The following is a 24927-nucleotide window of genomic DNA, read 5'->3' as shown; positions in this document are numbered from 1 at the left end:
GCTCGAACCTCCGCGAGGGGTTTCGAGCACCGGAACGCGTGGCGCGGGCGGGCCTTCGCGCGAAGGCCCGCCCGCGCCACGCGGCGGAGGGCGTCAGCTGTCGAGTTGCAGGACTGCTGCGCCGTACGGGGGGAGGGTCACCGTCGTGGCGGGCTCGCCGGTGAGGGTGGTGAGCTTCGCCGCGGTGGTGGGGGTGACCTCGACTTCGGCGTCGTGCTGGCTGACCAGCCAGGCGAAGCGGCGGCCGTCGGCGTGCACCAGGGTGTCGGCGAAGACCTCCGGGTCGTCGACGGTGATCTCGCGCTGCACGCCCGCGATCTCGGCGAGGGCGGTGTAGATCCGGTGGCTGTCGTCCGGGTTGACCCGGGCGGTGTTGGCCGCGAACAGCTCGATCGGATAGGTGCACAGCACCGCCTCGCCCGTTCCGGTGGCGCGGCGCAGCAGAGCGGGGTTGCCGTGCGCGTCGGTGGCGACCACGGTCGCGCCGTCGGGCACCACCGGCAGGAACGCCCGGCTGTGCTCGTTGCCCGCGACGCGGAACCGCAGCACCTCGCCCGCGGCGATCCCGCCGAAGTCGGCGGTGAAGGTGAACTCCACCTCCGCGTCGGTGACCTCGTCGACCACGCCGTAGGTGATCTGCTTGCGCACCCCGAAGGTCTCGTCGAGGTAGGGGATCCACGGTTGGCGGTGGTGCCCGACCTCGCCGGCGGTGTAGGACAGGTACAGCACCGCGCCGGACTCGACCCGGCGGCGCAGCGCCTGCCACGTCGGTCCCTGGATCTGCTTGACGCAGGGCAGCAGGTACAGGTCGACGTCCTCGTCGATGCCGTCGCGCTCGCGGGTGAACCCGACCGGCAGGTCGGCCTCGCGGGCGGCGACGTAGGCCTGCTGCAGCGCGTTGAAGATCAGCGGCCGGTCGTCGTCCTGGGCGAAGGGGTAGCCCCGCTCCAGGTACTCGGTGACCACCAGCGCCGCGCGCGCGTCGGTGCGCTCGCAGCGGGCGAAGTCGACCTGCTGCAGCACCTCGTCGAACGCCGCGAGCTCCAGCAGCGGCGGCTTCGGCGCACCGGTGCAGTCGGTGATCCCGAAGTGCATCTCGAACGGGTGGTGCGAGTAGGGGCCCTGGGCGATCTGGTGGTCGTAGTCGGTGTTGTTCCAGGCGATCCAGCCGGTCGCCCCGGCCAGCAGCGAGTTGTGCAGCTGCTGGCGGTAGTAGTGCCCGGCGTTCTCCGGCGAGACCTGGTCGCTGGACAGGCCGAACTCCTCGAGCACCACCGGCTTGCGCGCCACCGCCGACAGCTCGCAGATGAACGCCGACTTGAGGTGCTGGCGGACGGGGTCGCCGTCGATGCGGTACACGTGCGGACCGACGAAGTCGACCACCGCACCGGTGTCGCGCACCGAGAACCCGTTGTCCTCCCCGGTGACCTCGATGCCCCACGCGCCGTCGCCCAGCGAGACCGGCTGGGTGCCGCCGCCGGCGCGCACCGCCTGCACCATCAGCCGGGCCCAGGCGTTGACCTGCTCGGTCGGCGCCTTCGGCTCGTGCCGCAGCCGGCCGTAGATCGGCATCTCGTTGCTGACCAGCCAGCCCGCCACCGCCGGGTGGGCGGCGAAGCGCTCGGTCATCTCCCGGACGAACCACGCCTGCTCGGACACCATCCACACGTCGGCGTAGAGGTCCCGGCCCTCCCGCCAGACCGGGTCCCAGTTGTCGCCGGACATGTGCCCGACGATGAAGGTCGGGATCGAGGTCATGCCGACCTCGACGTGCGCGTCCAGGAAGTCGCGGTAGTGCTCGACCTTCGACTCGTCGACCGTTCCGGGAGCGGGCGCGAAGTCCGGCCAGAAGAAGAACGACCGGGTCTCCCGGAGGCCGTGGTCGTGGAGCACCCGGAGCTCCTCGCGCACCACTTCCGGGGAGTAGTTGCGCCACATCAGCGGACCGCCGGTGCGCGACCAGAAGTTGGCGCCCAGCCAGATCCGGGGCTCGCCGGCCACCGTCACCTTGGCGGAGTTGCGTCGCATGAGAACCCTTTCGCTCAGTTGAGCTCGTCGGTACCGCTTACTTCACCGCGCCCGCGGTCAGGCCCTGGGCGAGGTAGCGCTGCAGCAGCAGGAATCCGATGACCACCGGGATGCTGACCGTCAGCGAGGCGGCCATCACCTCGTTCCAGGCCACCGATGTCTGGGTGGAGTACTCGCGCAGTCCCACCGCCAGGGTGCGCGAATCGGAGTCCGTCATGATCGAGGCGAACAGCGTCTCCCCCCACGCGGTTATGAACGCGTAGATGAACACCGCCGCGATGCCCGGCCGAGCCGCCGGCAGCACGACCCGCCACAGCGCCGTGACCGGATGCGCTCCGTCGATGAGCGCGGCCTCGTCGAGGTCGCGCGGAATGGTGTCGAAGTAGCCGACCAGCATCCAGATCGCGAACGGCAGCGAGAAGGTCAGGTAGGTGATCACCAGGCCGAGCTTGCTGCCGTAGAGCACCAGCCCGGTGGCCTGGCCGAGGCTGGCGTAGAGCAGGTACAGCGGGAGCAGGAACAGGATGCCCGGGAACATCTGGGTGGACAGCACGGTGATGCGGAAGGCGTTGCGGCCGCGGAAGTCGTAGCGGCTGATCGCGTAGGCCGCCAGGATCGCCAGCAGCACCGAGACCAGTGCCGCGCCCACCGACACGATGACGCTGTTGAGGAAGTAGTCGGCCAGTTCGATGGTCGACCACATGTCCACGAACGGCTCGAAGGTCACCTCGGACGGGATCCACTCGAAGGTGTTGGTGACGTCGCCCAGCGGTTTCATCGCCGAGGTGACCATCACGTACAGCGGCACGACCACGAACAGGACGAGGAAGGCCAGTCCCACGACCCGCAGCACGCGGAACCACGTCGGCTCAGGCATCCTTCATCCTCCGAGACGTGAAGGCCAGGTATCCGGCGGTGACCAGGAGCAGGAACAGCAGCAGCAGCGTCGACATCGCCGAGCCGAGCCCGAAGTTCCAGGTGATGAACGAGTTGTTGTAGATGTGGATGGACAGCAGGTTCGCCGAGTTCGGCACCGACTGGTCGAACAGCAGGTACGGGACGTTGAAGTCGTTGAACGTCCACAGGAACAGCACCAGCACCAGCACCTGGTTGACCGGTCGCAGCATCGGCAGCGTGATCGCGCGGAACTGCTGCCACATCCCCGCGCCGTCGACGGTGGCCGACTCGTAGACGTCGTTGGGGATCGACTGCAGCCCGGCCATGAGGACCAGGAAGGCGAACGGCCACAGCCGCCACACCTGGGTGAGCACGATGGACAGGAACGCGTTGTCGCCGAGCAACCAGAACGTCTGGCCGTCGGTGACGCCCAGCCCGCCGAGGGTGGTGTTCACCAGGCCGTCACCCTGGTCGAGCATGAACTTCCAGACCATCGCCGTGGTGTAGATCGGCAGCGCGTAGGGCACCAGGAACAGCGCCCGGAGCACCGCGCGCCCCCGGAAGCTCTTGTTCAGCAGCACCGCGGCGAACACGCCCAGCGTCCAGGAAGCGCCGACGGTCACCGCGGTGAACGCGGCGGTCACCGCGAAGGACTTCAGCAGCGCGGTGCCCACGGCGGTGTCGAAGTTCAGCGCGAAGGCGAAGTTGTCCAGCCCGGCGAACGGCGCGTCGAGCCAGTCCCGCAGGAAGAACTGGGTCAGCCGCAGCAGGCTCATGTAGAGCCCGCCGAGCATCGGGATCAGGTGCACCAGCAGCTCGAAGATCAGCGCGGGCAGCACCAGCAGGTACGGCAGCTTGCTTCGGCTCGGTGTCCACTTGCGACGGCCGGTGGCGTTCTTGGGCCCGCTCGGCGCCGGTGGGGCAGCGGTCGTGGTGGTCATCCGCCGGTACCTCGCATCTTCTGCTCGGCGTCGGTCAGCGCCGCTCGGATGTCGGCCTCGGTGACCTCGCGCCCGGTGGCGATCCGGGCGAACAGGTCGCGCATCGCCGCGCCCACGGTGGTCTCGAAGTGGGCCTCGGTGGGGATCATCGGAGCCGGCTCCGAGTAGTTGGTCAGCACGTCGGTGAACACCTCGTTCTTCGGCGTGTGGAAGGCCGGTGAGTCGTAGGCGTCCTCGACGACCGGCAGCGTGCCGTACTGCTCGTTGAGCTCGGCCTGCACCCGCTTGCTGGTCAGGAACTCCACCAGCCGCATCGCCTTCTCGCGCTTCGGGCTGTCCTCGAACACCGCGATGTTCGAGCCGGCCACGTGCGTGGCGACCGGTTCCCCGCCCGGCGGCAGGGGGCTGGGCGCCGGCAGCCGGAACACGCCCCACTGGTCGTCGGACATGCCGTTCTCCCGCAGGGTCGGGATGACGCTGTTCTGCGCGATGAGCATCGCCGCGCGCCCGTTGGTGAACTCGGCCGCGGCCTCCGAGGATTCCCCGACCTCGGCGTTGCTGGGGCTGGCCACCTGGTGCTCGGCCATCAGGTCGAGGTAGCGCTTGACCGCGGTGACCGCCTCGGGGGAGGCGAAGTTCGGGCCCTGCCTGCCGATGAGGTGGGTCCCCTCCCAGCGGGAGAACATGAACGCGAAGTGCGAGTTCTCGGTGTAGCTCGCCCCCGGCAGGGTCAGCCCCCACCGGCCTCGCTCGGGTTCGGTGAGCTCGCGGGCGACCTGGATGAACTCCTGCCAGGTCTTCGGCGGCCGCACACCGGCTTCGGCGAACAGCGCCTTGTTGTAGAAGACGCCGTAGCTCAGGCCGTACAGCGGGAGCGAGGTGGGAACCTTCCCGGGCATCCCGGTGGAGGACATGCTCGACTCGAGGAAGCGGTCGCGTCCGCCGAACCGCCGCATGGTCTCGTCGTCGAAGGGCACGAACGCCCCGGTGGCCTGCAGCGAGGCCGCCCAGGTGTTGCCCAGGTTGACCACGTCCGGGCCGACTCCGGAGGTCGCCGCTCCCAGGATCCGGTTGAGCAGGTCGGACCAGCCGATGACCTCCACGTTCACCTCGATGCCCGTCTCGCGGGTGAACTGCTCCAGCTGGGGTTTCAGGATCTGCATGTCCTGCTCGGGGCTCTTGCCCTGGTTGCTGGCCCAGTAGGTGATGGTGTTCGGGTCTTCGGCGGATGTGCCGCAACCCGTGAGCATTCCGGCGAGCAGAGCGGCGATCGCGGTCATCGCCGCGAGCGAGCGTTTGATCACGAGAACGACTCCTCGGCCTCTTCCGAGCCCGTCGTTGGACTCGCCGGTGAAAGCTAGGGACTTAACCGGTTCATCAGAAGAGCTGGCCGAGGTTGCGTTGCCGATTCGTTACCGGCGGCGCAGGTCCGATCGCGCTCGGTGCAGAAGGTCAGCCGGGAGCTCGCGCGGTGCTGCCGCGCGCGATGAGCTCGCGAGGCAGGAAGCGCTCGTCGTCGGCGACGCCGGTCTCGATCAGCTCCAGCAGCATCAGCGCGGCGGTCGAGGAGGCCGAGACGATGTCGTGCGAGAACGCGGTGAGCGCGGGCCGCACCACCCGGCAGAGCATCGAGTCGTCCCAGGCGATCACCGAGAGGTCCTGGGGCACTCGCACTCCCAGCTCGTCGGCGCGGGAAACGGCGGCCACGGCCATCACGTCGTTGTCGTAGACGATCGCGGTGGGCGGATCGTCGAGGGCCAGCAGCCGCGCGGTGGCCGCAACGCCCTCGTCCTCGGTGTAGTCCCCGTTGTCCTGCACCAGCGAGACGCCGGGCGCTTCGTCGGCGGCCCGGCGCAGCTCGCGGTCGCGGCGATGGGTGTGCCGCAGCTGCGGCGGTCCCTGCACGTGCCCGATCCGCCGGTGCCCGAGCTCGACGAGGTGGGTGAGCGCGGTGTCGGCGATGTCGTGCTCGTCGACCCAGAGCACCGGAACTCCGGCGATGGGGCGCTCGGTGCCGAAGAAGACCGCCGGGATGCGCAGCTCGCGCAGCAGGTCCGGCCGCGGGTCGTCGACCCGCAGGTCGGTCAGCAGCACGCCGTCCACGCGCCGCTCGGCCCACCACAGCCGGTAGGTCTCCAGCTCGGTCTCGGCATCGCTGGCCAGCGCGAGCTGCAGCGAGATCCCGTGCGCGGACAGGGTCTGCTCCAGCCCGGCCACCAGCTGCATGAAGAACGGCTCGGTGCGCAGCACCTCGGGGGAGCGGGCGAGGACCACGCCGACGGTGGCCGCTCGGTCCCGGGAGAGCGCCCGGGCGGCGCTGCTGGCCCGCCAGCCCATCTCGGCGGCGATCTCCAGGACGCGGTCCCGGGTCTCCTGGGAGACCCCGGGCCGCCCGTTGAGCGCGTAGGACACCGCGGCCTTCGACACGCCGACTTCGGCGGCGATGTCGTTGATCGTAGGTCGCTTCATCTCCGGTCCGGTCCTTCCGTCCTACGCAGCCGCTTCGTCGAGCTGCCGGGCCAGCAGCACCGCTCCGTCGAGTTCGGCGTCCGGCAGTGAGCTCATCACGATTTCGCACCCGGAGTTCTGCGGCAAGCAGGAGCGGGGCAGTTCCGCGCGCAGCGGATCCAGCAGCAGTCCTCCCGCGTCCTGCACCGCTCCGCCGATCACCACGAGCTCCGGGTTGAGGACGTTGAGCAGGTACGAAACTCCGCGGGCGAGCCCGTGACCGGCCCGGGTGAGCGCGTCGCGGGCCGGCCGGTCGCCCTGGCGCGCGGCGTCGATGATCAGCCGGACGTGGCTGCCCGCGCGCAGCGAGCTGGTCTCCCCGCGCTCGAGCGCCTCGTCCACGGCGCGGGTGATCGCCGGGGCGCTCGCCACGGTCTCCAGGCAGCCGCTGTTGCCGCAGGCGCAGATCAGGCCGTCGTCCTCGACCCGGCAGTGGCCGACCTCGCCGGCGATGCCGGTGCTCCCGGCGAACAGCTGGGAGTCGAGCACGACACCGGAGCCGACACCGGTTCCGATGGTCAGCCGCGCGAAGGAGCTGACCTCGGAGGCCACGCCGGCGTGCTGCTCGGCGAGCGCGCCCGCGTGCGCCTCGTTGTAGACGGTGGTGGGGGCGCCGAGCAGCTGCTCGACCTGGGCGCGCAGCACGACGTCGCGCCAGCCGAGGTTCGGTGCCAGCAGGCAGGTGCCGGTGCGGTGGTCGACCAGTCCCGGCACCGCGACGCCGACCGAGGCCAACCGGTCCAGGGAGATCTCGGCCCGCGCGCCCGCGCGGGCGACCAGTGCGCGCACCGCGCGCACGCCGCCCTCGGGGTCGCCCACCGAGCTCGCCGCGGCGGCTCGGGCGAGCGGACGCCCCAGCGCGTCGGCGATGGCCACCACGGTGCGCTGCACGCCGAAGTAGATGCCGAGGTAGGCCCGGCAGCGGCTGTTGTAGCGCAGCAGGCTCGGCCGACGTCCGCCGGTCGCGCCGACCGAGCCCACTCCGGCCGGGCTGAGCAGCCCTTCGGTCAGCAGCTCGTCGGTGATCGCCGAGGCCGAGGGCTTGGTCAGGCCGGTCTGCCTGGCGACGTCGGCGCGCGACCGCTCCGCGCCATCGCGGAAGAGGTCGAGCACGAGCCGACGATTGAGCTGGCGCACCTTGTGCGGGCCGTTCGGGGACACGCGAGAAGTATGCCGTTGCGGGTTCGTGTCCATGCTCGTCGCCGTCTCCCTTGACGGGTGGTTGGTATGTAACCTTTACTAACCGCGCTGCGCCGAGCGGCGCAAGAATCGACGCACTGCAACGGAGCAAGGCATGTCAGAAAGTGCCAATGCCGCTACCCTTGGCAACGGCAAAACCGCCGGTACAGGACGCTTGAAAGCGGTTCACTTCGCGTCCGTCGCGGCATTGGGCGGTTTCCTCTTCGGTTACGACACGGCCGTCATCAACGGCGCCGTCACCGCTATTCGCGAGCACTTCCAGATTGATTCAGTAGCCACCGGAATCACCGTCGCGATCGCCCTGCTGGGGTCGGCCGCCGGCGCGTGGTGGGCGGGCTCGCTGGCCGACAAGTTCGGGCGCCTGTTCGCGATGCGGCTGGCCGCCGTGCTGTTCCTGGTGAGCGCGATCGGCTCGGCCGTGCCGTTCACCGCGTGGGACATGAGCTGGTGGCGCCTGGTCGGCGGGGTCGCGGTCGGCATGGCCTCGGTGATCGCCCCGGCCTACATCGCCGAGATCGCTCCGGCCGCGCACCGCGGTCGCCTCGGCACCTTGCAGCAGCTCGCGATCGTGCTCGGCATCGCTCTCTCGCAGGTCGCCAACTGGGCGATCGCCGCGGCCGCCGGCGGAGCCGGTTCGGCGCTGGGGCCGCTGGACGCCTGGCAGTGGATGCTGATGGCCGAGGCCGCGCCGGCGATCCTGTTCGGGATCCTCACCTTCACCATCCCCGAATCGCCGCGGCACCTGGTCGCCAACGGCAGGAGCGAGGACGCCCGCTCCATCCTGCGCTCCATCGAGCCGCAGGACACCGAGCAGCGGCTGGCCGAGATCCAGGAGTCGCTGGACCGCGAGCACAAGCCGCGCCTGGCCGACCTGCGCAGCAAGACCGCGGTCCTGCTGCCGATCGTGTGGATCGGAATCGTGCTGTCGATGCTGCAGCAGCTGGTCGGCATCAACGTGATCTTCTACTACTCCTCGGCGCTGTGGCAGTCGGTGGGCATCAACGAGGACAGCTCGCTGCTGCTGAGCCTGTCCACGCAGGTGTTCAACATCGCCGGCACGCTGGTGGCCCTGGCGCTGCTGGACCGCGTCGGCAGGCGCCCGCTGCTGCTGACCGGTTCGGCCGGCATGACGGTCACGCTCGGACTGGCCGCCTTCGCCTTCAGCCACGCCGGCGTCGTCAACGGCGAGCCCGCCATGCCCGACCCCTACGGCATGATCGCGCTGGTCTCCGCGCACGCCTTCGTGTTCTTCTTCGCGATCTCCTGGGGCCCGGTCGTGTGGGTGCTGCTGGGCGAGATGTTCCCCAACCGCATCCGCGCCGCGGCGCTGGCCGTGGCCGCTGCCGCCCAGTGGCTGACCAACTGGCTGGTGACCGTCAGCTTCCCGACCCTGTCGGAGCTGAGCCTCTCCGGTGCCTACATCGGCTACACGGTCTTCGCGGCCCTGTCGATCTACTTCGTGTGGAAGTGGATCCCGGAGACCAAGGGGCGCACCCTCGAGGAGATGAGCTGACGCCAGGTCGGTTCGGCCAGCTCAGCCGGGGGCGGTGCGACATTCCGCACCGCCCCCGGATTTTCGCGCGCGGGTGCGCCGGTGCTCGAAATCCGCGCCCAGCCCGAGGACTCGCGGGACAGCTCGCTACGATCGGCCGCAGATCCACGCCCCGTCACCACGACCACGGAGCACGCGTGTCCGATCCGACCTCCCGGCGAACGCCGACCAGCTTCCCCTCCGCGCGCGACCTGCGCCCGCGCGCGGAGCTGCCTCCGGCGCAGGGCTTTCCGTGGTTCGACGCGACCGTGCCGCTGATCGTCGACGGCGAGGTGCTGGCGGAGCAGCGGATCCCGAGCCAGCGCCACCGCCCCTAGCGGCTGCCCGCCGAGGTGCGGGACCGGGTAGCGCCGCTCGGCCGAGCGGCTCGCGGACCTTGGCAGCGCCGTGTTCGGGCTGCTAGCACGTCCGGAGCAGCTACGGCGACGAAAGGCGGCGCAGGCGTGAGCACAACGGAATACGAGGGTCTTTCCGCGGTCGTGACCGGTGGTGGCTCCGGGATCGGGCTGGCGGCGGCGACCGCGCTGGCCGAGCGCGGCGCGCGGGTCGCCTGCCTCGACCTCGACCCGAGCGGCGTGCCCCCCGGATTGCTGGGAGTGCGCTGCGACGTCACCGACGACGACTCGGTGCGCGCGGCCGTGAGCGAGGCCGTCGAGCGGTACGGCGGCCTCGACGTGCTGGTCAACAACGCCGGCATCGGGGCGCAAGGCACCGTGGAGACCAACTCCTACGAGGAGTGGCACCGGGTGTTCGACGTCAACGTGGTCGGCATCGTGCGCACCACCAGGGCAGCGCTGCCGCACCTGCGCGAGTCGCGGTCCGCGGCGATCGTCAACACCTGCTCGATCGCGGCGACCGCCGGGCTGCCGGACCGCGCGGTCTACAGCGCGAGCAAGGGAGCCGTCCTGTCGCTGACCCAGGCCATGGCCGCCGACCACATCGCCGAGGGGATCCGGGTCAACTGCGTCAACCCCGGCACCGCCGACACGCCGTGGATCCGGCGGCTGCTGAGCAGCGCCGAGGATCCCGAGCACGAGCTGGCCGCGCTCAACGCCCGCCAACCCTCCGGCAGGTTGGTCAGCGCCGAGGAGGTCGCCGGGGCGATCGCCTACCTCGCCGGCCCGGTCTCCGGTGCGACGACCGGGACCTCGCTGGCCGTCGACGGCGGGATGCAGGGCCTGCGGCTGCGGAAGTAGCGCTCACCGGTGCGAGTGCCCTCCCCGCACTCGCGCCAGCGTTGGGCGCGCTCGGGGTGTCAGAACGTGATCACCAGGCGACCGCGCACACCACCGGACTCGAAGCGGCGGTGCGCGTCGGCGACCTTCTCGGCGGGGTAGGTGTCGGCGACGCGGAGCGTGAGCGTCCCGCGCTCGGCCTGCTCGCGCAGCCGGTCCAGCTCGGCCCGCTCCTCGGCGTAGCGGGCGACGAACACCGGCAGGTAGCGCAGGCCGCGCCCGGGTTCGGCGGAAAACCCGCGCACCGTGGCGATTCCGCCGCCGTCGCCGACCGCAGGCTCGATATCGGCGTCGAGCAGCGCGGCGTCCACGGCGCCGTGCGCGCCCTCGGGCTCGACCTCGCGGACCCGCTGCGCGAAGCCCTCGCCGCGGGCGACGATCACGTCGGCGCCCAGCGACTCGACCAGCTCGCGGTCCTCGTCGGCCGCATCGGCGATGACCCGCAGCCCGTCGGCCTTGGCCAGCTGGATGACGTAACCGCCCAGCGCCCCCGCCGCACCGGTCACCACCAGGGTCCGGCCGGGCTCCAGTCCCAGCTCGTCGAGCGCCAGGCGCGCGGTCAGCCCGTTCATCGGCAGCGTCGAAGCCGCCACGAGATCGGCACCGGCGGGCGCCCGCACCACCGACTCGGCGGGCAGCACCAGGTGCTCGGAGTAGGCGCCGTGAGCGCCGCGCGGCACGACGACGGCCATCACCGCGTCGCCCACCCGCAGATCGGTCGCGGTGCCCGCACCGATCTCGTCGATCACCCCCGCCGCGTCCATGCCCGGCACGTAGGGCGGCTCATGCCCCTCCCGGCGCTCCTTGAACCAGCCGGCGCGCAAGGCCGCGTCGGTCGGGTTGACCGCGGCCGCCTCGACCCGCAGCCGAACCTCGCCGGGCCCGGCGTGCGGCTCGGGCGCCTCGTGGACCCGCAGGGCTTCCGGACCGCCGAACTCGCTGACACCAACAACTCGCATGCCGATCACAACCCGCGGCGCGGGGCGGGCATTCCCGCACCGCGCGGCCCGGCGGCCGTGCGCTCGGGCACACCGCCTCCACTGTGGAGCACCGCCTGCGGTCGGTGGCATAGGGTTGCGGCATGCGCGAGTTCCAGCAGATCGACGTGTTCACCACCGAGCCCTACCTGGGCAACCCGGTAGCGGTGGTGCTCGACGCCGAAGGCCTCTCCGATGCCGAGATGCAGCGCTTCGCGGCCTGGACGAACCTCTCCGAGACGACCTTCGTGCTCCCGCCCACCCGGCCCGGCGCCGACTACCGGGTCCGGATCTTCACGCCCGGTGAGGAGCTGCCCTTCGCCGGGCATCCCACGCTGGGCACCTGCCACGCCTGGTTGCGCGGGCAGGACCGCGACGAGGTCGTGCAGGAGTGCGGTGCTGGTCTGGTCACCATCCGGCGGCAGGAGAGCGGGCTGGCCTTCGCCGCGCCGCCGCTGATCCGCTCCGGGGCGGTCGACGAGCAGCTGCGAGCGGAGGTCGCCGAAGCGCTCGGCATCAGCAGCGCCGAGATCGTCGAGGCGCAGTGGTCCGACAACGGGCCCGGCTGGGTGGGCGTGCTGCTCGCCGACGCCGATGCGGTGCTCGCGCTGCGGCCCGCGTACTCCGCGGACATCAAGATCGGCGTGGCGGGTCCGCACCGAGCAGGGGGTCCGGCCGACTTCGAGGTGCGCGCCTTCGCGCCGCTGGGCGGCGGCAGCTGCACCGAGGACCCGGTGACCGGGAGCTTCAACGCCTCGCTGGCGCAGTGGCTGCTCAGCAGCGGTCGCGCGCGGGCGCCCTACACGGCGCGGCAGGGCACCGCGCTCGGGCGCGACGGCCGGGTGCGCATCAGCGCCGACGACGACGGGACCGTCTGGGTCGGCGGCGGCACCGTCGGCTGCATCACCGGGCGGGTGGCCGGCTGAACCCGCTCCCGGTCGGGCCACCGACGTCCCGGCGGGTGAGCCCGCGCAGCGGGGCGTGCAGCTTGAGCAGCATCTCCTCGTGCTCCTCGACCGGATCGGAGTCGAGCACGATCGCCCCGCCCGCGCCCGCGCTGAGCCGGCCGCGCTGGGCCACCGCGGTGCGGATGACGATGTTGAGATCGGCCGCGCCGCCGAGCCCGAAGTAGCCCAGCGCACCGGAGTAGACCCCGCGCGGCCGGTCCTCCAGCTCGTCGATGATCTCCATGGTGCGCAGCTTCGGCGCGCCGGTCATCGAACCGCCCGGGAAGCAGGCGCGCGTCAGCTCGACCGCGTCGGTGCCCTCCGGCAACCGGCCGCGCACGGTCGAGACCAGCTGGTGCACCGTCGCGTAGCTCTCCACCGCCAGGAAAGAGGGCACGTGCACGCTGCCCATCCGGCAGACCCGGCCGAAGTCGTTGCGCAGCAGGTCGACGATCATCAAATTCTCGGCGCGGGTCTTGTCCGAGGATGCTAGCTCCTTGCGGACCACGTCGTCGATGGCCGGATCGCCCCGCCGCGGCGCGGTGCCCTTGATCGGGCGCGATTCGCAGACGCCGTCCCGCCCGACCCGCAGGAACCGCTCGGGGGAGGAGCACAGCACCTGCACGTCGCCCAACGCCAGGTAGGCCGCGTACGGAGCGGGGTTGTGCCTGCGCTGCCGCCGGTAGAGCGCCCGGGGATCACCGGTGAAGTCGAGGTCCACCTCGTTGGTCAGGCAGATCTCGTAGCTCTCGCCCGCGCGCAGCTGCTCCAGGCACGCCTCGACGTCGTCCAGGTAGCGATCGCGAGGCACCCGGAGCAGGTCGGAGAAGTCCAGCTCGTCGCCGCGATCGGGAACGACGGGGGAGGCCTGCCCGGCGAGCTCCTCGCGCGCGTCGGCAATCCACCGCTCGGCGTCGTCCTCGCCGTCGCGGCACAGCGCCACCAGCCAGGTCTCGCCGAGCTCGTGGTCGATGGCCACGAGCCGCGTCGCGGCGATCCACACCGCGTCCGGAGCGGGGGATACGCGGGTGTTCGGCGAGCCGCAGTCGGCCTTGAGCTCGTAACCGAAGTAGCCGACGTAACCGCCGTCGAGGTCGAACGGCAGCTCGTCGGTCGGCACCGCCCGCTCGGTCAGCCGGTCGCGCAGCGCGCCGAAGATGTCACCGGGCAGCTCGCCGCGGGGCTGCCCGGTCGCGTCGAGGACTTCCACCGCGGGCGACCCCACGCGGTAGCGCAGCACCTCGCCGTGCCGACCGCCGGGGAACCCGAGGAAGGAGAACCGGGACACGCCCGGCATCACCCGGCTGCTGTCCAGCCAGAACGAGTAGGGCCGCGGGGCGCACAGCGCCTCGTGCACGTGCTCGGGGTCCGCGGCGAACGGCACCCGCGCACACCTGAGCAGCCAGTCGCCCGCTGCCATAACCCTGCAACTCCTGCCGCCGAGAACCCGTCGCCCCAGGGTACCGGGCCGCTGCCCGGGATAGGGGTGGCGTCCGCCCGGCGCGAGACGCGTTGACACCCGGTGTCGGGGCGATCACAGTCGATCGCGGTGCCGGCCACCGAGCGTTCGGGGTGATGCTTCCGTGAGCAGTGGCAACGCCGACGACTCCGGACCGCTGTCCGGGGTGTTGATCGCCGACTTCTCCCGGATCCTCGCCGGGCCCTACGCGACCATGCTGCTGGCCGACCTGGGGGCCGAGGTCATCAAGGTGGAAGGCCCCGGCGGCGACGACACGCGCTCCTGGACCCCGCCCGATCGCGACGGGGTGTCCACCTACTACCTGGCGATCAACCGCAACAAGCGCTCCATCGTCCTGGACCTCACCGACGACGATCTCGCCGCCGCGCAGGAGCTGGCCCGCCGCGCCGACGTGCTCGTCGAGAACTTCAAGCCAGGTGGACTGGCCCGCTTCGGGCTCGACCACGGCACGACCAGCGCCACCAACCCCGGCTGATCTACGCCTCGATCAGCGGGTTCGGCACCGCGCAGGGCAAATCCCTGGCGGCCCTCGCGGCACGAGCTGCCACCACCGGAGCTCGACGAGCACGGCGACGAGATCCGGAGGTGGCTGCGCGGGTAGCCCGGTCCTGCCGCACCGCGGGACCGGTCCTGATGGGACGTGAGCATCCACCGGCCAGATCCGTCGAGGTGACGACCTCGGCGGGAAGCGCAGACGAGATGACGAGGAGAAGTGCGGCGCGAGCGAACAACCGCGTTACCCCACTTCGATCGGTACCTCGGACCCGACCACGATCACCCTGCTCGGCGAGAACCTCGCCGAAGATCTGATGGGCGAGGTCTCCTTCGGCGAACTCGCCTTCCGGCTGATCACCCGGCGCAGGCCCGAACCGGGGCAGCTCAAGGTGTTCGAGGCCGTGCTCGTGGCGCTGGCCGACCACGGCTTCACCCCGACCGCGATCGCCTCCCGGTTGACCCTGCACTCGGCCCCGGAGTCGGTGCAGGGCGCGATGGCGGCAGGGCTGCTCGGCGGCGGTTCGCGCTTCCTCGGCGTGACCGAGGACACCGCGACGTTCCTCGCCGCGGTGCTGGCCGAATCCGCTGAACCGGCCGACGAACGGGGTTGGGACGAGCTGGCCCGCACGGCCGTCCGGCGCCGCCGCGAGGCGGGCGAACTCGTTCCGGGGCTGGGGCACCCGGTGCACGAGCAGCAGGACCCGCGCACCCCGGTGCTGATCCGGCTGGCCCGCGAGTCCGGGACCTACGGCTCGCACCTGGCGCTGTTCGAGGCGATCGGCCGCGTGGCACCGGGGGCGCTGGGGCGCCGGCTGCCGCTCAACGGCGCCGGGGTGTGCGGAGCTGCGCTGGCCGACCTCGGGCTGCCCGCCGAGATCCTCCGCGGTTGCGCCCTGCTCGCCCGAGCCGCGGGACTGCTCGGGCACATCGCCGAGGAGATGCGCCAACCCATCGCGGGCGAGGTCTACCGCGCCGTCGACCGCAACGCGGAGTACGTCGACCCGGACGCGTGAGGCTGCGCGATCGCCCCGGTCCTCGACCCGTCGCAGGTCGGTCCCGGCTGGCCGGGTCGATGCGGGCAACGCGTTCGAGACCTCGCGCGACGAGCTCGTCAGCGCTGGGGCGAAGAGGGCGTCGGGAGGCGCTGCGCGGGGTCCAGAGCGCGGGAGATCGAACGCGACGCCTGGGTCAGCAGCGCGGTGAGCTCGCGCGGGCGGGCGTCTTCGGCCGCGACCACCACGCTGAGCGCGGCGATCACCTCGCCGCGCGGGTTGTGCACCGGCACCGCGACCACCACGTCCGGCAGCGTGATCTGCCCGCGCGCCACCGCGACCCCGGTCCGCCGGACCTGGTCGAGCTTGCCCCGCAGCGCGGTCGGGTCCACCACGGTCAGCGGGGTGAAGCGCTCCAGCGGGGAGTTGAGCACCTGCTCCTGCAGCTCCGGCTCGGCGAAGGCCAGCAGCACCAGGCCCGTACCGGTGACGTGCATCGGCCAGCGATCCCCGACTCGGCTGCTCACCGGGTTGCGCGCCCGCGCGCGGATCGCCTCGACGTAGACGACCTCGATCCCGTCGCGCACCCCCAGGTGCACGTTGCCGCCGGTGATCTGGTGCAGGTCCTGGGCGTGCGGGAAGGCCGCCTCGCGCAGTTCCAGGCCGCGCGGAGCCAGCGCCGATAGCTCCAGAAGACGCAGTCCCACCGAGTATCGGCCTTCGTCGTCGCGTTCGAGCGCGCCCCACCCCAGCAGTTCGCGCACCAGCCGGTGCGCGGTCGGCAGGGTCAGCCCGGCGCGGCGCGAGATCTCGCTCAGCGACAGGGCGCGGTGCTGCGGGCCGAAGGCGTCGAGCACGGCAAGGACCTTCCCGGCCGCCGTGGGCGGCCGTCGATCGCCCGCATCGCCCGTCGTGGGTTCCAATTCCGGTACTACCGTCATCGCGCCGACCCCTTTGTCAACGTCGCTGGGACCGCGTGGGCGACCGGCCGGTTCCCGGGTTCAGCTGCGGCCGCCCACGGCTTTCACCAGTCTTGCCACCCGCGCACTGCCGGTACAAGGGACCGAAACCGCTTTCGGGATCCGCTGCCGCTGCGTCGTGCGACCTCCGCGGCAAATGACGTACCCGCGTTGCACCGAAGAGCGGTTTGCGCACCGAGGTCTCCAACGATGGGCGGGTCGCGCCCGAACTTCCCTTCCGCCGCGCGGAAGCGGCCCGGCGGGCGGAGATCCGCGCTCCGTAGCGTGGGAACCCGCCACCGGCCCCGGGCGCCGCTACCGCGGCCGGTGGCCCAGTGCTGCCGACGCGCGCTTCCCTCGGAGTCCCCGGGGTCGGCCGTTGCGGCCGCGCGCCTCGCGGAGCGGGATACCGCGAGGTGCGGCGAGGCCGCGTCGGGCAGCGCGCGGACGGCTGGTCCAGCCGGTGCGAGGTGGAGCGCCAACGGCTTTCGCGCAGCCCGCGAACTCGCGCGGAGGGCGGTGTGCGGCGCGCCCGTCAGCGGCGGCATACGCTGGCGTAATGAAGTTGGATCTGAGCGGACGCACAGCGCTGGTCACCGGATCGACGCAGGGGATCGGGCTGGCCATCGCAGCAGGCCTGGCCCGCGCGGGCGCGCGCGTGGCCATCAACGGTCGCACTGCCGATCGCGTCGAAGCCGCCATCGACCGGGTGCGCGAGGAGGTGCCGGGCGCCGACGCGACCGCCGCGCCCGGCGATGTCACCGACGAGGCCGGAGCCGATCAGCTGGTGCGCGAACTGCCCGAAGTGGACGTTCTGGTCAACAACCTCGGCATCTTCGGCCCGCAGCCGGCCATGGAGATCACCGATGCCGACTGGCGGCGCTACTTCGAGGTCAACGTCCTGTCCGCGGTCCGCCTCACCCGCGCCTACCTCCCGGGCATGATCAGCCGCGGCTGGGGCCGGGTGCAGTACATCGCCAGCGACTCGGCGGTGGTGATCCCGGCGGAGATGATCCACTACGGCATGTCCAAGACCGCGCTGCTGGCGGTCTCGCGCGGATTCGCCAAGGAAGCCGCGGGAACCGGCGTGACGGTGAACTCGGTGATCGCCGGGCCCACCCACACCGGCGGCGTGGAGCAGTTCGTCACCGAGATGGTCGGCGAGGAACTGCCGTGGGACGAGGCGCAGCGCGAGTTCATGCGCGAGCACCGGCCCCAGTCGCTGCTCCAGCGCCTGATCGAGCCCGAGGAGATCGCCAACATGGTGGTCTACCTTGCCTCGCCGCTGGCCTCGGCCACGACCGGTGCCGCAGCCCGCGTCGACGGCGGCTACGTCGACTCGATCCTGCCCTGATCCGCGTCGGCCAGCGCCCGGGAGATCGCCCGGGCGCTGGTGCGCACCAGCGGGCTCAAGGCGTGCGGAGAAGCGCTGCCGTACCGCACCACCAGGGACAACGCAGCGCACACCTGTCCGCGCACGTCGTGGATAGGCGCGCCCACCGACAGCGCGTCGGTGGTCACCTGCCGGTCGCTGATCGAGAACCCGCTGGTGCGCACGTGCGCGAGCATCCGCCGCAGTTCCTCCGGGTCGGTCACGGTGCGCGCGGTGAACTGCGGGATGTGCCCGACCAGCACCTCCTGCTGCACTTCGTCGGGCGCGTGCGCGAGCAGCACCAGGCCGACGCCGGTGGCGGTCATCGCGAACCGCCCGCCGACCCGGGTGTGCACCGGAACCGCGGCGGTTCCCGCGATGCGCTCCACGTAGACGACCTCGGTGCCCTCGCGCACCGCCAGCTGCACGTTCTCGCGGGTCACCTGCGAGAGGTCCTCCATCGAGGGCAGCGCCCGCTCCCGCAGGCCGAGCCCGCGCGGGGCCAGCGACCCGAGCTCCCAGATGCGCAGACCGATCCGGTAGGCACCGTCGGCACCGCGCTCCAGCGCGCCCCACGCCACGAGCTCGCGCAGCATCCGGTGCGCGGTGGGGGCGGGTAGACCGGTGTGCCGCGCGAGCTCGGTGAGCGTCAGCGCGCGACGTTGCGGCCCGAAGGCGTCCAGCAGGTGCAGAGCCCGGCGCAGCACCGGACCCGTCGACCCGTTCTGCCCGCCGTGCCGTGTCATGGGCCCCCGAGGATCCGCGCCGTGTAGTCGTTGGCGAACTTCCCGTCCGGGTCGAAACGCCGCACGAGCTTTGCGAAGTCGTCCAACCGGGGGTAGATCCGGCGTAGTTCGGAGGGCTCGGTGGTGAACACCTTGCCCCAGTGCGGGCGAGCGTCGAAGGGCCGCAGCGCGGCTTCGATCTCGGGCAGCAGGGCCTCGACCGCCTCCTGGTCGGGCGCCCAGGTGAAGTGCAGCGCCACCGAATCGGCGCCCTGCGTCGGGCCGAGCCACAGGTCGTCCGCGGCGATGGTGCGGATCTCGTTGGTCAGCAGCAGCCCCGCCATCCGCTCGCCCAGCGGGCGCAGCGCGGCCAGGGCCTGCGGCGCGTGCTCGGCGGCCACGAAGTACTCCGACTGCAGCTCATCGCCGTTGCTCGGGGTGAAATCCGGTCGGAAGTGCGGTAGGCGCTGGTGCCACGGCCCCGGCACGCCCAGCTGTTCGGTGAGGTTGTCGATGGGCTGCCCGGCGAGCATGTGCGTGGGCACCTCGGCCGGGGTGGCTCCGAAGAAATCGGTGGTCACCGGATCGCCGACGCGCGACTTGGCCCAGATCTGCACGTTGTCGCGCCAGTCGGTGAACACGCTGAGGCTGTAGGCCGAGCGCGCGATCGCCGGGTAGTTGGCCAGCAGCCCGTCGAGGTCCAGGCCGAGGTGGACGGTGGTGGCCACCTCGAAGGTCGGCTGGACCCGCAGGCCGATGCGGGTGACCACGCCCAGCGCCCCGAGGTGCACCACGGCGCCGTCGAAGTCCGGGTCCTGCGGGGACAGCCGGACCAGCTCGCCGTCGGCGCGCACGATCTCCAGGCCGACGACCGCGGCGCTCAGCGAGGCGTTGCCGACCCCGGACCCGTGCGTGCCGGTGGCCGTCGCGCCGACCACCGTGATGTGCGGCAGCGAGGCCGTGTTGTGCAGCGCGCGGCCGTGCTCGGCCAGCTGGTCGGCGAGGTCGCCGCAGCGCATCCCGCCGCCCACCCAGACCACGTCGTCCTCGATGACCACGTCGGCGGGCAGCTCGGCCAGGCTGACGTGGTCGGAGGTGGTGTCGGCGATGTCGTTGAAGCAGTGCCGGGAACCGAGCGCCTTGACCCGCGCGGCTCCGGCGACGATCTCCTGCACCTCCGCGACCGAGCGCGGACTGTGCAGCCGCTGCGCGCGGTAGGTGAGGTTCTTCGCCCAATTCGTACCACTGTTGACCACGCAGCAACCGTAGCCCGTCGAACGGGGCACCCGGCCGCTGCCGCGGCTCCCCTCGGCGGGAACCTTCCGCGCAGGACCGGCGATGCCCCGCGCAGAGGTTCCCGCCGAGGGGAGCGGCTCAGGCGTCGGTGTTGGTCGCCAGCTTGCCGACCACCTCGGCGACCTGCTCGACGACCTCGGCGTCCTCCGCCGGGTGCAGCTCGGCGAAGCGGGTCATCGAACCGGGGATGCTGAGCTTGACGTCCTCGACGATGCTGGCTCCGGCCACGCCGGCGGACTTGCGGGCCTCGTCCTGGGCCCACACGCCCCCGTACTGGCCGAAGGCGGTGCCGATGACCGCGGTGGGCTTGCCGCTGAGCGCGCCCGCGCCGAACGGCCGGGACAGCCAGTCGATCGCGTTGTTGAGCACCGCGGACATGGTGCCGTTGTACTCCGGGGAGAGCAGCAGCAGCGCGTCGGCCTGCTCGGCGGCGGTGCGCAGCGCGGTCGCAGCCGCGGGGGCAGAGCCGTCGGTGTCGATGTCCTCGTTGTAGAAGGGCACGTCGCCGAGGCCCTCGAAGATCTCGACTTCGACACCGGCGGGTGCGTGCTTGGCCGCGGCCTCGGCCAGCTGGCGGTTGTGCGAGCCGGCGCGGAGGCTGCCGACGAGGGCGAGGATCTTGACGGTCATCTCGATGACTCCTGGTGCGGGCTTGATGGCGGCTATTCGGACCGTGGTCCGGATCGTTTTCTACCAGGCAACCGGACCGCGGTCCAGATCGGCGTGGTGCGCGTTACCCTGGTGTCATGAGCGGTGGCATCCGGGGGGCAGGCGGTGACGAGTCGAGCGGCCCGGTTCAGCTGGAGCTCACCGAGGTCGACCAGGCCCGCGCACCGCGCGCGGACGCGGTCCGCAACCGGGCGAAGCTGCTGGAAGCGGCCTCGAAGCTCGTGGCCGAATGCGGAGCGGGAAACCTGACCATGGATGCGGTGGCCGCGGCCGCGCAGGTCGGCAAGGGGACCGTGTTCCGCCGCTTCGGCGATCGGAACGGCCTGCTGGTGGCGTTGCTCGACCACGAGGAGAGGCAGTTGCAGGAGGCCTTCCTGTTCGGCCCGCCACCGCTGGGGCCGGGAGCGCCGGCAGTCGAGCGGCTGCTGGCCTTCGGCCCGGCGGTGCTGCGCCACGAGACGGCCCGCTTCGACCTCTACCTGGCCGCGGAGGGACCGGCGGAGCGCCGCTTCCTGGTGGGCGCGCACCGGTTGCGCAGCCAGCACGTGGTCGTGCTGCTGCGCGCGGCCGGGGTCGACCTCGACGCCGAGCTGACCGCCGAATGCCTGCTGGCCCGGCTGGACACCCCGCTGGTTCACCACCTGACTCGGCAGCGCGGCATGCCCCTGCGGCGCCTGGAGGACGGGTGGCGCGAGGAGGTGCGGCGCCTGTTGCTCCCCATGCTGTGACGGTCGGAACCGCCCGACCGCTGGCACCCGGCCGGGAAGGCGCGGTGCACCGGGAAAAGGACGTTTGGCGCGTTCGCCTGCGATGCGGTCGATCATGCGCGGGGGCGATGGACGAGCGATCCGCCCGGTGCACGAGGGCTCCAACTGCCCTGGTCGCCGACGGCGCCCGGCGCTTGGCGATTAGCCGCAAGGCAGATCGCGTCGCACGTCGCACTTCGATAGGTTGTCGACGTGTCTGGGCAACGCACGCGCCGGATCGGCGCGGTAGCGGTGGTCTTGCTGCTGATGCTCTGGTCGCTGCTGCTGGTCTGGCATGACGAACCGACCGGTGGCGCGTTCATCGGCGGCTACCTGGTGGCAGGCGTGGCCGCGTTGTGGCTGCCGATGCCGGGCAGCCTGGTGCTCACCGCGCCGTACCTGGTCGCGCTGTACTTCGCGCAGACCGCCGGCTCGCAGCGCTCGCCGGGATCGGTGCTGCTGATCGAGGTCGGCGCGCTCGCCTGCTTCCTGATCGGCGTCTACGTGCGCGGAGGTCGAGCGGAGGGCCAACCGGCGGTGCACGCCGAGCACGCGCCGCCCGAACCGGGCGAAGCCGACGAGTCCGACGGGGCCCCGGCGAGTCCGGACCAGCTTCCGGTGATCGCCGCCGAGTTCGAGCGCGACACCGCGATCCCGTGCACCGTCGCGGTTTCCGGAGCCGGCGAGCTCAGCGCTGAAGCCGGTCGGACCGTCCACCGCGTGGTGCAACGCGCCCTCGTCGAGGTGCGCTCGCACGCGCGGCCGCAGCGCGTGCGCATCGGGCTGGAGCACCGCCCCGCCGGAACGCGCTTGATCGTGCGCGACCACGGCCACCTCCCCGGGCGCCCCGACGAGGAGGCGCTCCGAGAGCTGCGGGACGACACCGAACGCCTGGGCGGAACTCTGGCCGCCACGTCCACCGACGACGGCACCAGGGTCGAGCTGTGGCTGCCGCGCTGACCCGGGAGCGATCCCGCGCGGCGGAAGTCTCGGCCGAGAAGTATGTCCGAACGGCCAATGTGCGTCCCGCGCGCGCTCCGTAACGTCGGTGGTGTCGGTTCGGCAGCACGGTTTCGGAGCAGGAGGCGGCGTCATGTGGACGCGAATTCGCTGGGGGCGGTCGGGATTCGATCGGGGACCGGTGATCAGCCCGGTGCGCTTCTCGCCGTCGCCAGGTGCACTGGGGTTGTTCGTGAATGCTCGACGTTGCTCGAAGCGAGCTCCGCCGTTCGACGCCTTCGCGGATGAATGACGGATGCAGGTTCGCTCGCGCCGCGGGTCGGCGCCGGTTCGCGGACGCGCGCCGTTACGGCTGCTTGACAACTCCAGAGCGGAGATGGCGCGCGCGACGAGCGAGGCGCCTCGCCATCGGCACGGGCGCCAACCCGGGTCGGTGGCGAGGCCTCGTCCGCGGGCGCTCACCGGTCATCGGCCGCGCACCTGCAGGGACTCCAGGAGGCGGGAGGTCGTCCGCTCGATCTCGTCAACTGCCTGTTCGAAGGCCTCCGCGTTGTGCGCCGCCGGTGCTCGGAACCCGGAGATCTTGCGAACGTACTGCAGCGCGGCCGCGTGGACGTCGTCCTCCGTGACCTGCTCGGCATAAGGTGGGCGAAGGGTCTTGATGCTCCGGCACATGCTCGCATTGTCCGCCTGCCGAGCGTCGCTCACCAGCGGTAGCGTGGTCGTGCCCAACCGATGCGGGAGGAACGCCATGGGCGCGACGTCGTTGCCGATCTGCGTGACGTGCGGGACCCAGTACGGGCAGACGCGCGCGGATTGCCCGATCTGCCTGGACGAGCGGCAGTACGTGCCGCTGGAGGGGCAGAGCTGGACCGACCTGGAATCCATCCGCCTCGGGCACAACCCGGTGCTGCGGGAGGAAGGTGCTCTGCTGGGGGTGGGCTGCGAACCCAAGCTCGGCATCGGGCAGCGCGCGCTGCTGATACCCACCGAGGCCGGCAACGTGCTGTGGGACTGCACCGCGTTCCTCAACGACGAGATCGTCGAGGCGATCAACGAGCGAGGCGGCCTGGCCGGGATCGCGATCAGCCATCCGCACTACTACACGACCATGGTGGAGTGGGCGCATGCCTTCGACGTGCCCGTGCACCTCCACGCCGACGACCGGCAGTGGGTGGGCCGTCCCGACTCCTCGATCGAGTTCTGGGAGGGCGCGACCAAGGAGCTGGCACCCGGGCTGACGCTGATCAACCTCGGCGTGCACTTCGCCGGTGGCACGGTGCTGCACGACGCGACGGGAGAGGGCGCGCTCTACAGCGGCGACATCGTGCAGGTCATCCCGGATCGCACGCACGTGGCGTTCATGTACAGCTACCCGAACCTGATCCCGGAACGCCCGAGCGTCGTTCGCCGGGCGGCCGAGATGCTGGAGCCCTACCAGTTCGACGCGCTCTACGGGGCGTGGTGGGGCACGGTGATTCCCACCGGAGCTCACGAGATCGTCCAGCGCTCGGCGCGGCGGTACCTGCGTTTCGCGCTGGAGGAGTGAGAACGCCGGCGGGCACCGGACAGGTCGACCGGTGCCCGCCGTGCGCTGGACGAACTACCGCGCGTCCTGGACGACCGACAGGTCGCGGTCGACGGTCTCCGGCGCCATTCGCGAAGCGGCGAAGCTGACCGCCATGATCACCATCATGTAGATGGCGACCGGGATCCAGGAACCGCCGAAGGCGGCCATCAGGCCCGCGCAGATCAGCGGGGCGATACCGCCGCCGACGACTGCGGAGAACTCGCGGCTCAGCGCCACGCCGGCGTAGCGGTAGCGGCTGCCGAACAGCTCCGGGAAGTAGCTCATCTGCACGCCCACCGAGCCGTGGCAGGCCAGGATGAATCCCACGATGATCGCCACCGTGATCGCCACCGGCGAACCGGTGTTGAGCGCCACGAACGTCGGCACCGGCAGGAGCACGAGCGCGCCCATGATGGTCGAGTAGACGCGCTTGCGCCCGATCAGATCGGACAGCGCGCCGAATCCGAACGCCGCCGCGCCGCCGCAGAGCGCGCCCACGAACAGCACCTTCGGCACGAAGGCCTCGTCGACGCCGACGGTGGAAACCAGGTAGGACGCCATGAACACCTGGTAGGTGTAGGACTGGGCGTTGGATCCGACGTTCATGAAGAACGCGAGCAGGAACGGGCGCCTTCCGTGCTTGAAGGTCTCGGCGACCGGTGCGCTGGCCTCGTTGGAGTGCTCCTTGAGCTCCTGGAACACCGGGCTCTCGTTGAGCTTGCGCCGGATGATCAGCGCGGCGATGGTCACCAGCAGGCTGGACCCGAACACCAGACGCCAGCCCCAGCTCATCAGCGCGTCGTGCGGCAGCATCTGGGCGAGGATCCAAGCGATGGCACCGAGCGCGGTGCCCAGCGCGGCTCCGGTCATGACCAGCGAGGCCATCCTGCCCCGGGTGCGCCGATGAGCGGTCTCGGTGAGCAGTGTGGCTCCGCCGGCTTGTTCGGCGCCTGCGCCCACGCCCTGGAAGAACCGGCAGATCACCAGCAGGATCGGCGCCAGCAGCCCGACCTGCCCGAACGTGGGCAGCAATCCGATCGCCAAGGTCGAGCCGCCCATCAAGAGCAGGGTCGCGACCAGTACCCACTTGCGGCCGAGGCGATCGCCGAACCGCGAGAAGAACAGTCCGCCCAGGGGACGCGCGGCGAATCCCACCGCGTAGGCGCTGAAGCTGGCCAGCACACCGGCCACGGGGGAGATGTTCGGGAAGAAGAGGTTGCTGAAGATCAGTGCTGACGCCGTGCCGTAGATCACGAAGTCGTACTGCTCCAGCGTGGTGCCGATCAGGCCGGCCCAGGCCGCCCGCCGTACCGCCTTCGGGTCGGGTTCTGCGGGTGCGCTGGTCGTGTCCACCGTTGAACTTCGTTGTTCGGTCATC

Annotated in this window: 23 protein-coding genes and 1 pseudogene; 10 read left to right on the top strand and 14 right to left on the bottom strand. The window is 71.4% G+C overall.

Going from position 1 to position 24927, the window contains the following annotated elements; genetic code table 11:
- Positions 1-93 precede the first annotated feature (93 nt).
- The 6 genes from ACFQRI_RS03410 to ACFQRI_RS03385 all read right to left on the bottom strand — a co-directional run bounded on the left by ACFQRI_RS03410 (position 94) and on the right by ACFQRI_RS03385 (position 7535).
- Positions 94-2028: a beta-mannosidase gene (locus tag ACFQRI_RS03410; protein WP_380664260.1), complete on the bottom strand. Its 1935-nt coding sequence runs from the start codon at positions 2026-2028 to the stop codon at positions 94-96.
- A 37-nt stretch (positions 2029-2065) separates the two neighbouring features.
- Positions 2066-2905 (bottom strand): carbohydrate ABC transporter permease, encoded by an 840-nt coding sequence (locus tag ACFQRI_RS03405; protein WP_380664257.1) that lies wholly within the window; start codon positions 2903-2905, stop codon positions 2066-2068.
- Positions 2898-3866 carry a carbohydrate ABC transporter permease gene (locus tag ACFQRI_RS03400; protein WP_380664255.1) on the bottom strand — a complete coding sequence of 323 codons (969 nt, stop codon included), beginning with the start codon at positions 3864-3866 and terminating at the stop codon, positions 2898-2900. The genes ACFQRI_RS03405 and ACFQRI_RS03400 overlap by 8 nt, the downstream gene beginning before the upstream one ends.
- The gene (locus ACFQRI_RS03395) at positions 3863-5170 is read right to left on the bottom strand and encodes an ABC transporter substrate-binding protein (protein ID WP_380664253.1); all 1308 of its coding nucleotides are present in this window, start codon (positions 5168-5170) and stop codon (positions 3863-3865) included. Before ACFQRI_RS03395 ends, ACFQRI_RS03400 begins: the two co-directional genes overlap by 4 nt.
- Positions 5171-5318: 148 nt before the next feature.
- Positions 5319-6335 (bottom strand): LacI family DNA-binding transcriptional regulator, encoded by a 1017-nt coding sequence (locus ACFQRI_RS03390; protein ID WP_380664251.1) that lies wholly within the window; start codon positions 6333-6335, stop codon positions 5319-5321.
- A 21-nt stretch (positions 6336-6356) separates the two neighbouring features.
- A complete protein-coding gene (locus ACFQRI_RS03385) occupies positions 6357-7535 on the bottom strand; it encodes an ROK family protein (RefSeq protein WP_380664249.1) in 1179 nt (392 codons plus the stop codon).
- A gap of 133 nt (positions 7536-7668) precedes the next feature.
- Between ACFQRI_RS03385 and ACFQRI_RS03380 the strand changes: the two genes are divergently transcribed.
- From ACFQRI_RS03380 to ACFQRI_RS03370, 3 genes are all read left to right on the top strand, one after another.
- Entirely contained in the window at positions 7669-9087 is a 1419-nt protein-coding gene (locus ACFQRI_RS03380) for a sugar porter family MFS transporter (RefSeq protein ID WP_380664247.1), read from the top strand.
- A gap of 176 nt (positions 9088-9263) precedes the next feature.
- Positions 9264-9443: a hypothetical protein gene (locus ACFQRI_RS03375; protein ID WP_380664246.1), complete on the top strand. Its 180-nt coding sequence runs from the start codon at positions 9264-9266 to the stop codon at positions 9441-9443.
- Positions 9444-9569: 126 nt separating this feature from the next.
- On the top strand, positions 9570-10322 hold the full coding sequence (locus ACFQRI_RS03370) for an SDR family NAD(P)-dependent oxidoreductase (protein WP_380664244.1): 753 nt from the start codon (positions 9570-9572) through the stop codon (positions 10320-10322).
- A 59-nt stretch (positions 10323-10381) separates the two neighbouring features.
- On the opposite strand, the gene ACFQRI_RS03365 is transcribed toward ACFQRI_RS03370, so the two are convergent.
- The gene (locus ACFQRI_RS03365; protein ID WP_380664242.1) at positions 10382-11320 is read right to left on the bottom strand and encodes an NADP-dependent oxidoreductase; all 939 of its coding nucleotides are present in this window, start codon (positions 11318-11320) and stop codon (positions 10382-10384) included.
- A gap of 122 nt (positions 11321-11442) precedes the next feature.
- Between ACFQRI_RS03365 and ACFQRI_RS03360 the strand changes: the two genes are divergently transcribed.
- Positions 11443-12264, top strand: coding sequence for a PhzF family phenazine biosynthesis protein (locus ACFQRI_RS03360; protein WP_380664240.1), 822 nt, complete (start codon positions 11443-11445; stop codon positions 12262-12264).
- On the opposite strand, the gene pabB is transcribed toward ACFQRI_RS03360, so the two are convergent.
- A complete protein-coding gene (pabB, locus tag ACFQRI_RS03355; RefSeq protein ID WP_380664238.1) occupies positions 12242-13669 on the bottom strand; it encodes an aminodeoxychorismate synthase component I in 1428 nt (475 codons plus the stop codon). The genes ACFQRI_RS03360 and pabB overlap by 23 nt on opposite strands.
- 199 nt (positions 13670-13868) lie before the next feature.
- Between pabB and ACFQRI_RS03350 the strand changes: the two are divergent.
- Together ACFQRI_RS03350 and ACFQRI_RS03345 are read left to right on the top strand one after the other, a co-directional pair.
- A pseudogene (locus ACFQRI_RS03350) lies at positions 13869-14281 on the top strand (CoA transferase); the annotation flags it as partial.
- Positions 14282-14514: 233 nt separating this feature from the next.
- Positions 14515-15273 carry a citryl-CoA lyase gene (locus ACFQRI_RS03345; RefSeq protein ID WP_380664586.1) on the top strand — a complete coding sequence of 253 codons (759 nt, stop codon included), beginning with the start codon at positions 14515-14517 and terminating at the stop codon, positions 15271-15273.
- A 98-nt stretch (positions 15274-15371) separates the two neighbouring features.
- Here the strand turns inward: ACFQRI_RS03345 and ACFQRI_RS03340 are convergent, their stop codons facing one another.
- Positions 15372-16193, bottom strand: coding sequence for an IclR family transcriptional regulator (locus ACFQRI_RS03340; protein ID WP_380664236.1), 822 nt, complete (start codon positions 16191-16193; stop codon positions 15372-15374).
- A 577-nt stretch (positions 16194-16770) separates the two neighbouring features.
- Between ACFQRI_RS03340 and ACFQRI_RS03335 the strand changes: the two genes are divergently transcribed.
- Positions 16771-17565: an SDR family NAD(P)-dependent oxidoreductase gene (locus ACFQRI_RS03335; protein WP_380664234.1), complete on the top strand. Its 795-nt coding sequence runs from the start codon at positions 16771-16773 to the stop codon at positions 17563-17565.
- On the opposite strand, the gene ACFQRI_RS03330 is transcribed toward ACFQRI_RS03335, so the two are convergent.
- The 3 genes from ACFQRI_RS03330 to ACFQRI_RS03320 all read right to left on the bottom strand — a co-directional run bounded on the left by ACFQRI_RS03330 (position 17541) and on the right by ACFQRI_RS03320 (position 20234).
- Entirely contained in the window at positions 17541-18329 is a 789-nt protein-coding gene (locus ACFQRI_RS03330; protein ID WP_380664232.1) for an IclR family transcriptional regulator, read from the bottom strand. The genes ACFQRI_RS03335 and ACFQRI_RS03330 overlap by 25 nt on opposite strands.
- A complete protein-coding gene (locus ACFQRI_RS03325; protein WP_380664230.1) occupies positions 18326-19564 on the bottom strand; it encodes a D-arabinono-1,4-lactone oxidase in 1239 nt (412 codons plus the stop codon). The genes ACFQRI_RS03330 and ACFQRI_RS03325 overlap by 4 nt, the downstream gene beginning before the upstream one ends.
- 118 nt (positions 19565-19682) lie before the next feature.
- Positions 19683-20234 carry an NAD(P)H-dependent oxidoreductase gene (locus ACFQRI_RS03320; protein ID WP_380664228.1) on the bottom strand — a complete coding sequence of 184 codons (552 nt, stop codon included), beginning with the start codon at positions 20232-20234 and terminating at the stop codon, positions 19683-19685.
- A 116-nt stretch (positions 20235-20350) separates the two neighbouring features.
- On the opposite strand from ACFQRI_RS03320, the gene ACFQRI_RS03315 reads away from it, so the two are divergent.
- Both ACFQRI_RS03315 and ACFQRI_RS03310 read left to right on the top strand, forming a co-directional pair.
- Entirely contained in the window at positions 20351-21001 is a 651-nt protein-coding gene (locus ACFQRI_RS03315; RefSeq protein WP_380664226.1) for a TetR/AcrR family transcriptional regulator, read from the top strand.
- Between the two features lie 231 nt (positions 21002-21232).
- Positions 21233-21979, top strand: a complete 747-nt coding sequence (locus tag ACFQRI_RS03310; RefSeq protein ID WP_380664224.1) for a sensor histidine kinase — start codon at positions 21233-21235, stop codon at positions 21977-21979.
- 465 nt (positions 21980-22444) lie between these two features.
- Here the strand turns inward: ACFQRI_RS03310 and ACFQRI_RS03305 are convergent, their stop codons facing one another.
- On the bottom strand, positions 22445-22654 hold the full coding sequence (locus tag ACFQRI_RS03305; protein WP_380664221.1) for a DUF2277 domain-containing protein: 210 nt from the start codon (positions 22652-22654) through the stop codon (positions 22445-22447).
- A 76-nt stretch (positions 22655-22730) separates the two neighbouring features.
- On the opposite strand from ACFQRI_RS03305, the gene ACFQRI_RS03300 reads away from it, so the two are divergent.
- Entirely contained in the window at positions 22731-23528 is a 798-nt protein-coding gene (locus ACFQRI_RS03300; protein WP_380664584.1) for an MBL fold metallo-hydrolase, read from the top strand.
- Positions 23529-23582: 54 nt separating this feature from the next.
- On the opposite strand, the gene ACFQRI_RS03295 is transcribed toward ACFQRI_RS03300, so the two are convergent.
- A complete protein-coding gene (locus ACFQRI_RS03295) occupies positions 23583-24926 on the bottom strand; it encodes an MFS transporter (RefSeq protein WP_380664219.1) in 1344 nt (447 codons plus the stop codon).
- Position 24927: the final 1 nt, after the last annotated feature.

The sequence above is a fragment of the Saccharopolyspora griseoalba genome, assembly GCF_042665275.1.
GTDB lineage: Bacteria > Actinomycetota > Actinomycetes > Mycobacteriales > Pseudonocardiaceae > Saccharopolyspora > Saccharopolyspora griseoalba.
Note: the sequence above shows the minus strand (reverse complement) of the source record. Positions and strands in the feature narration are given on the sequence as shown.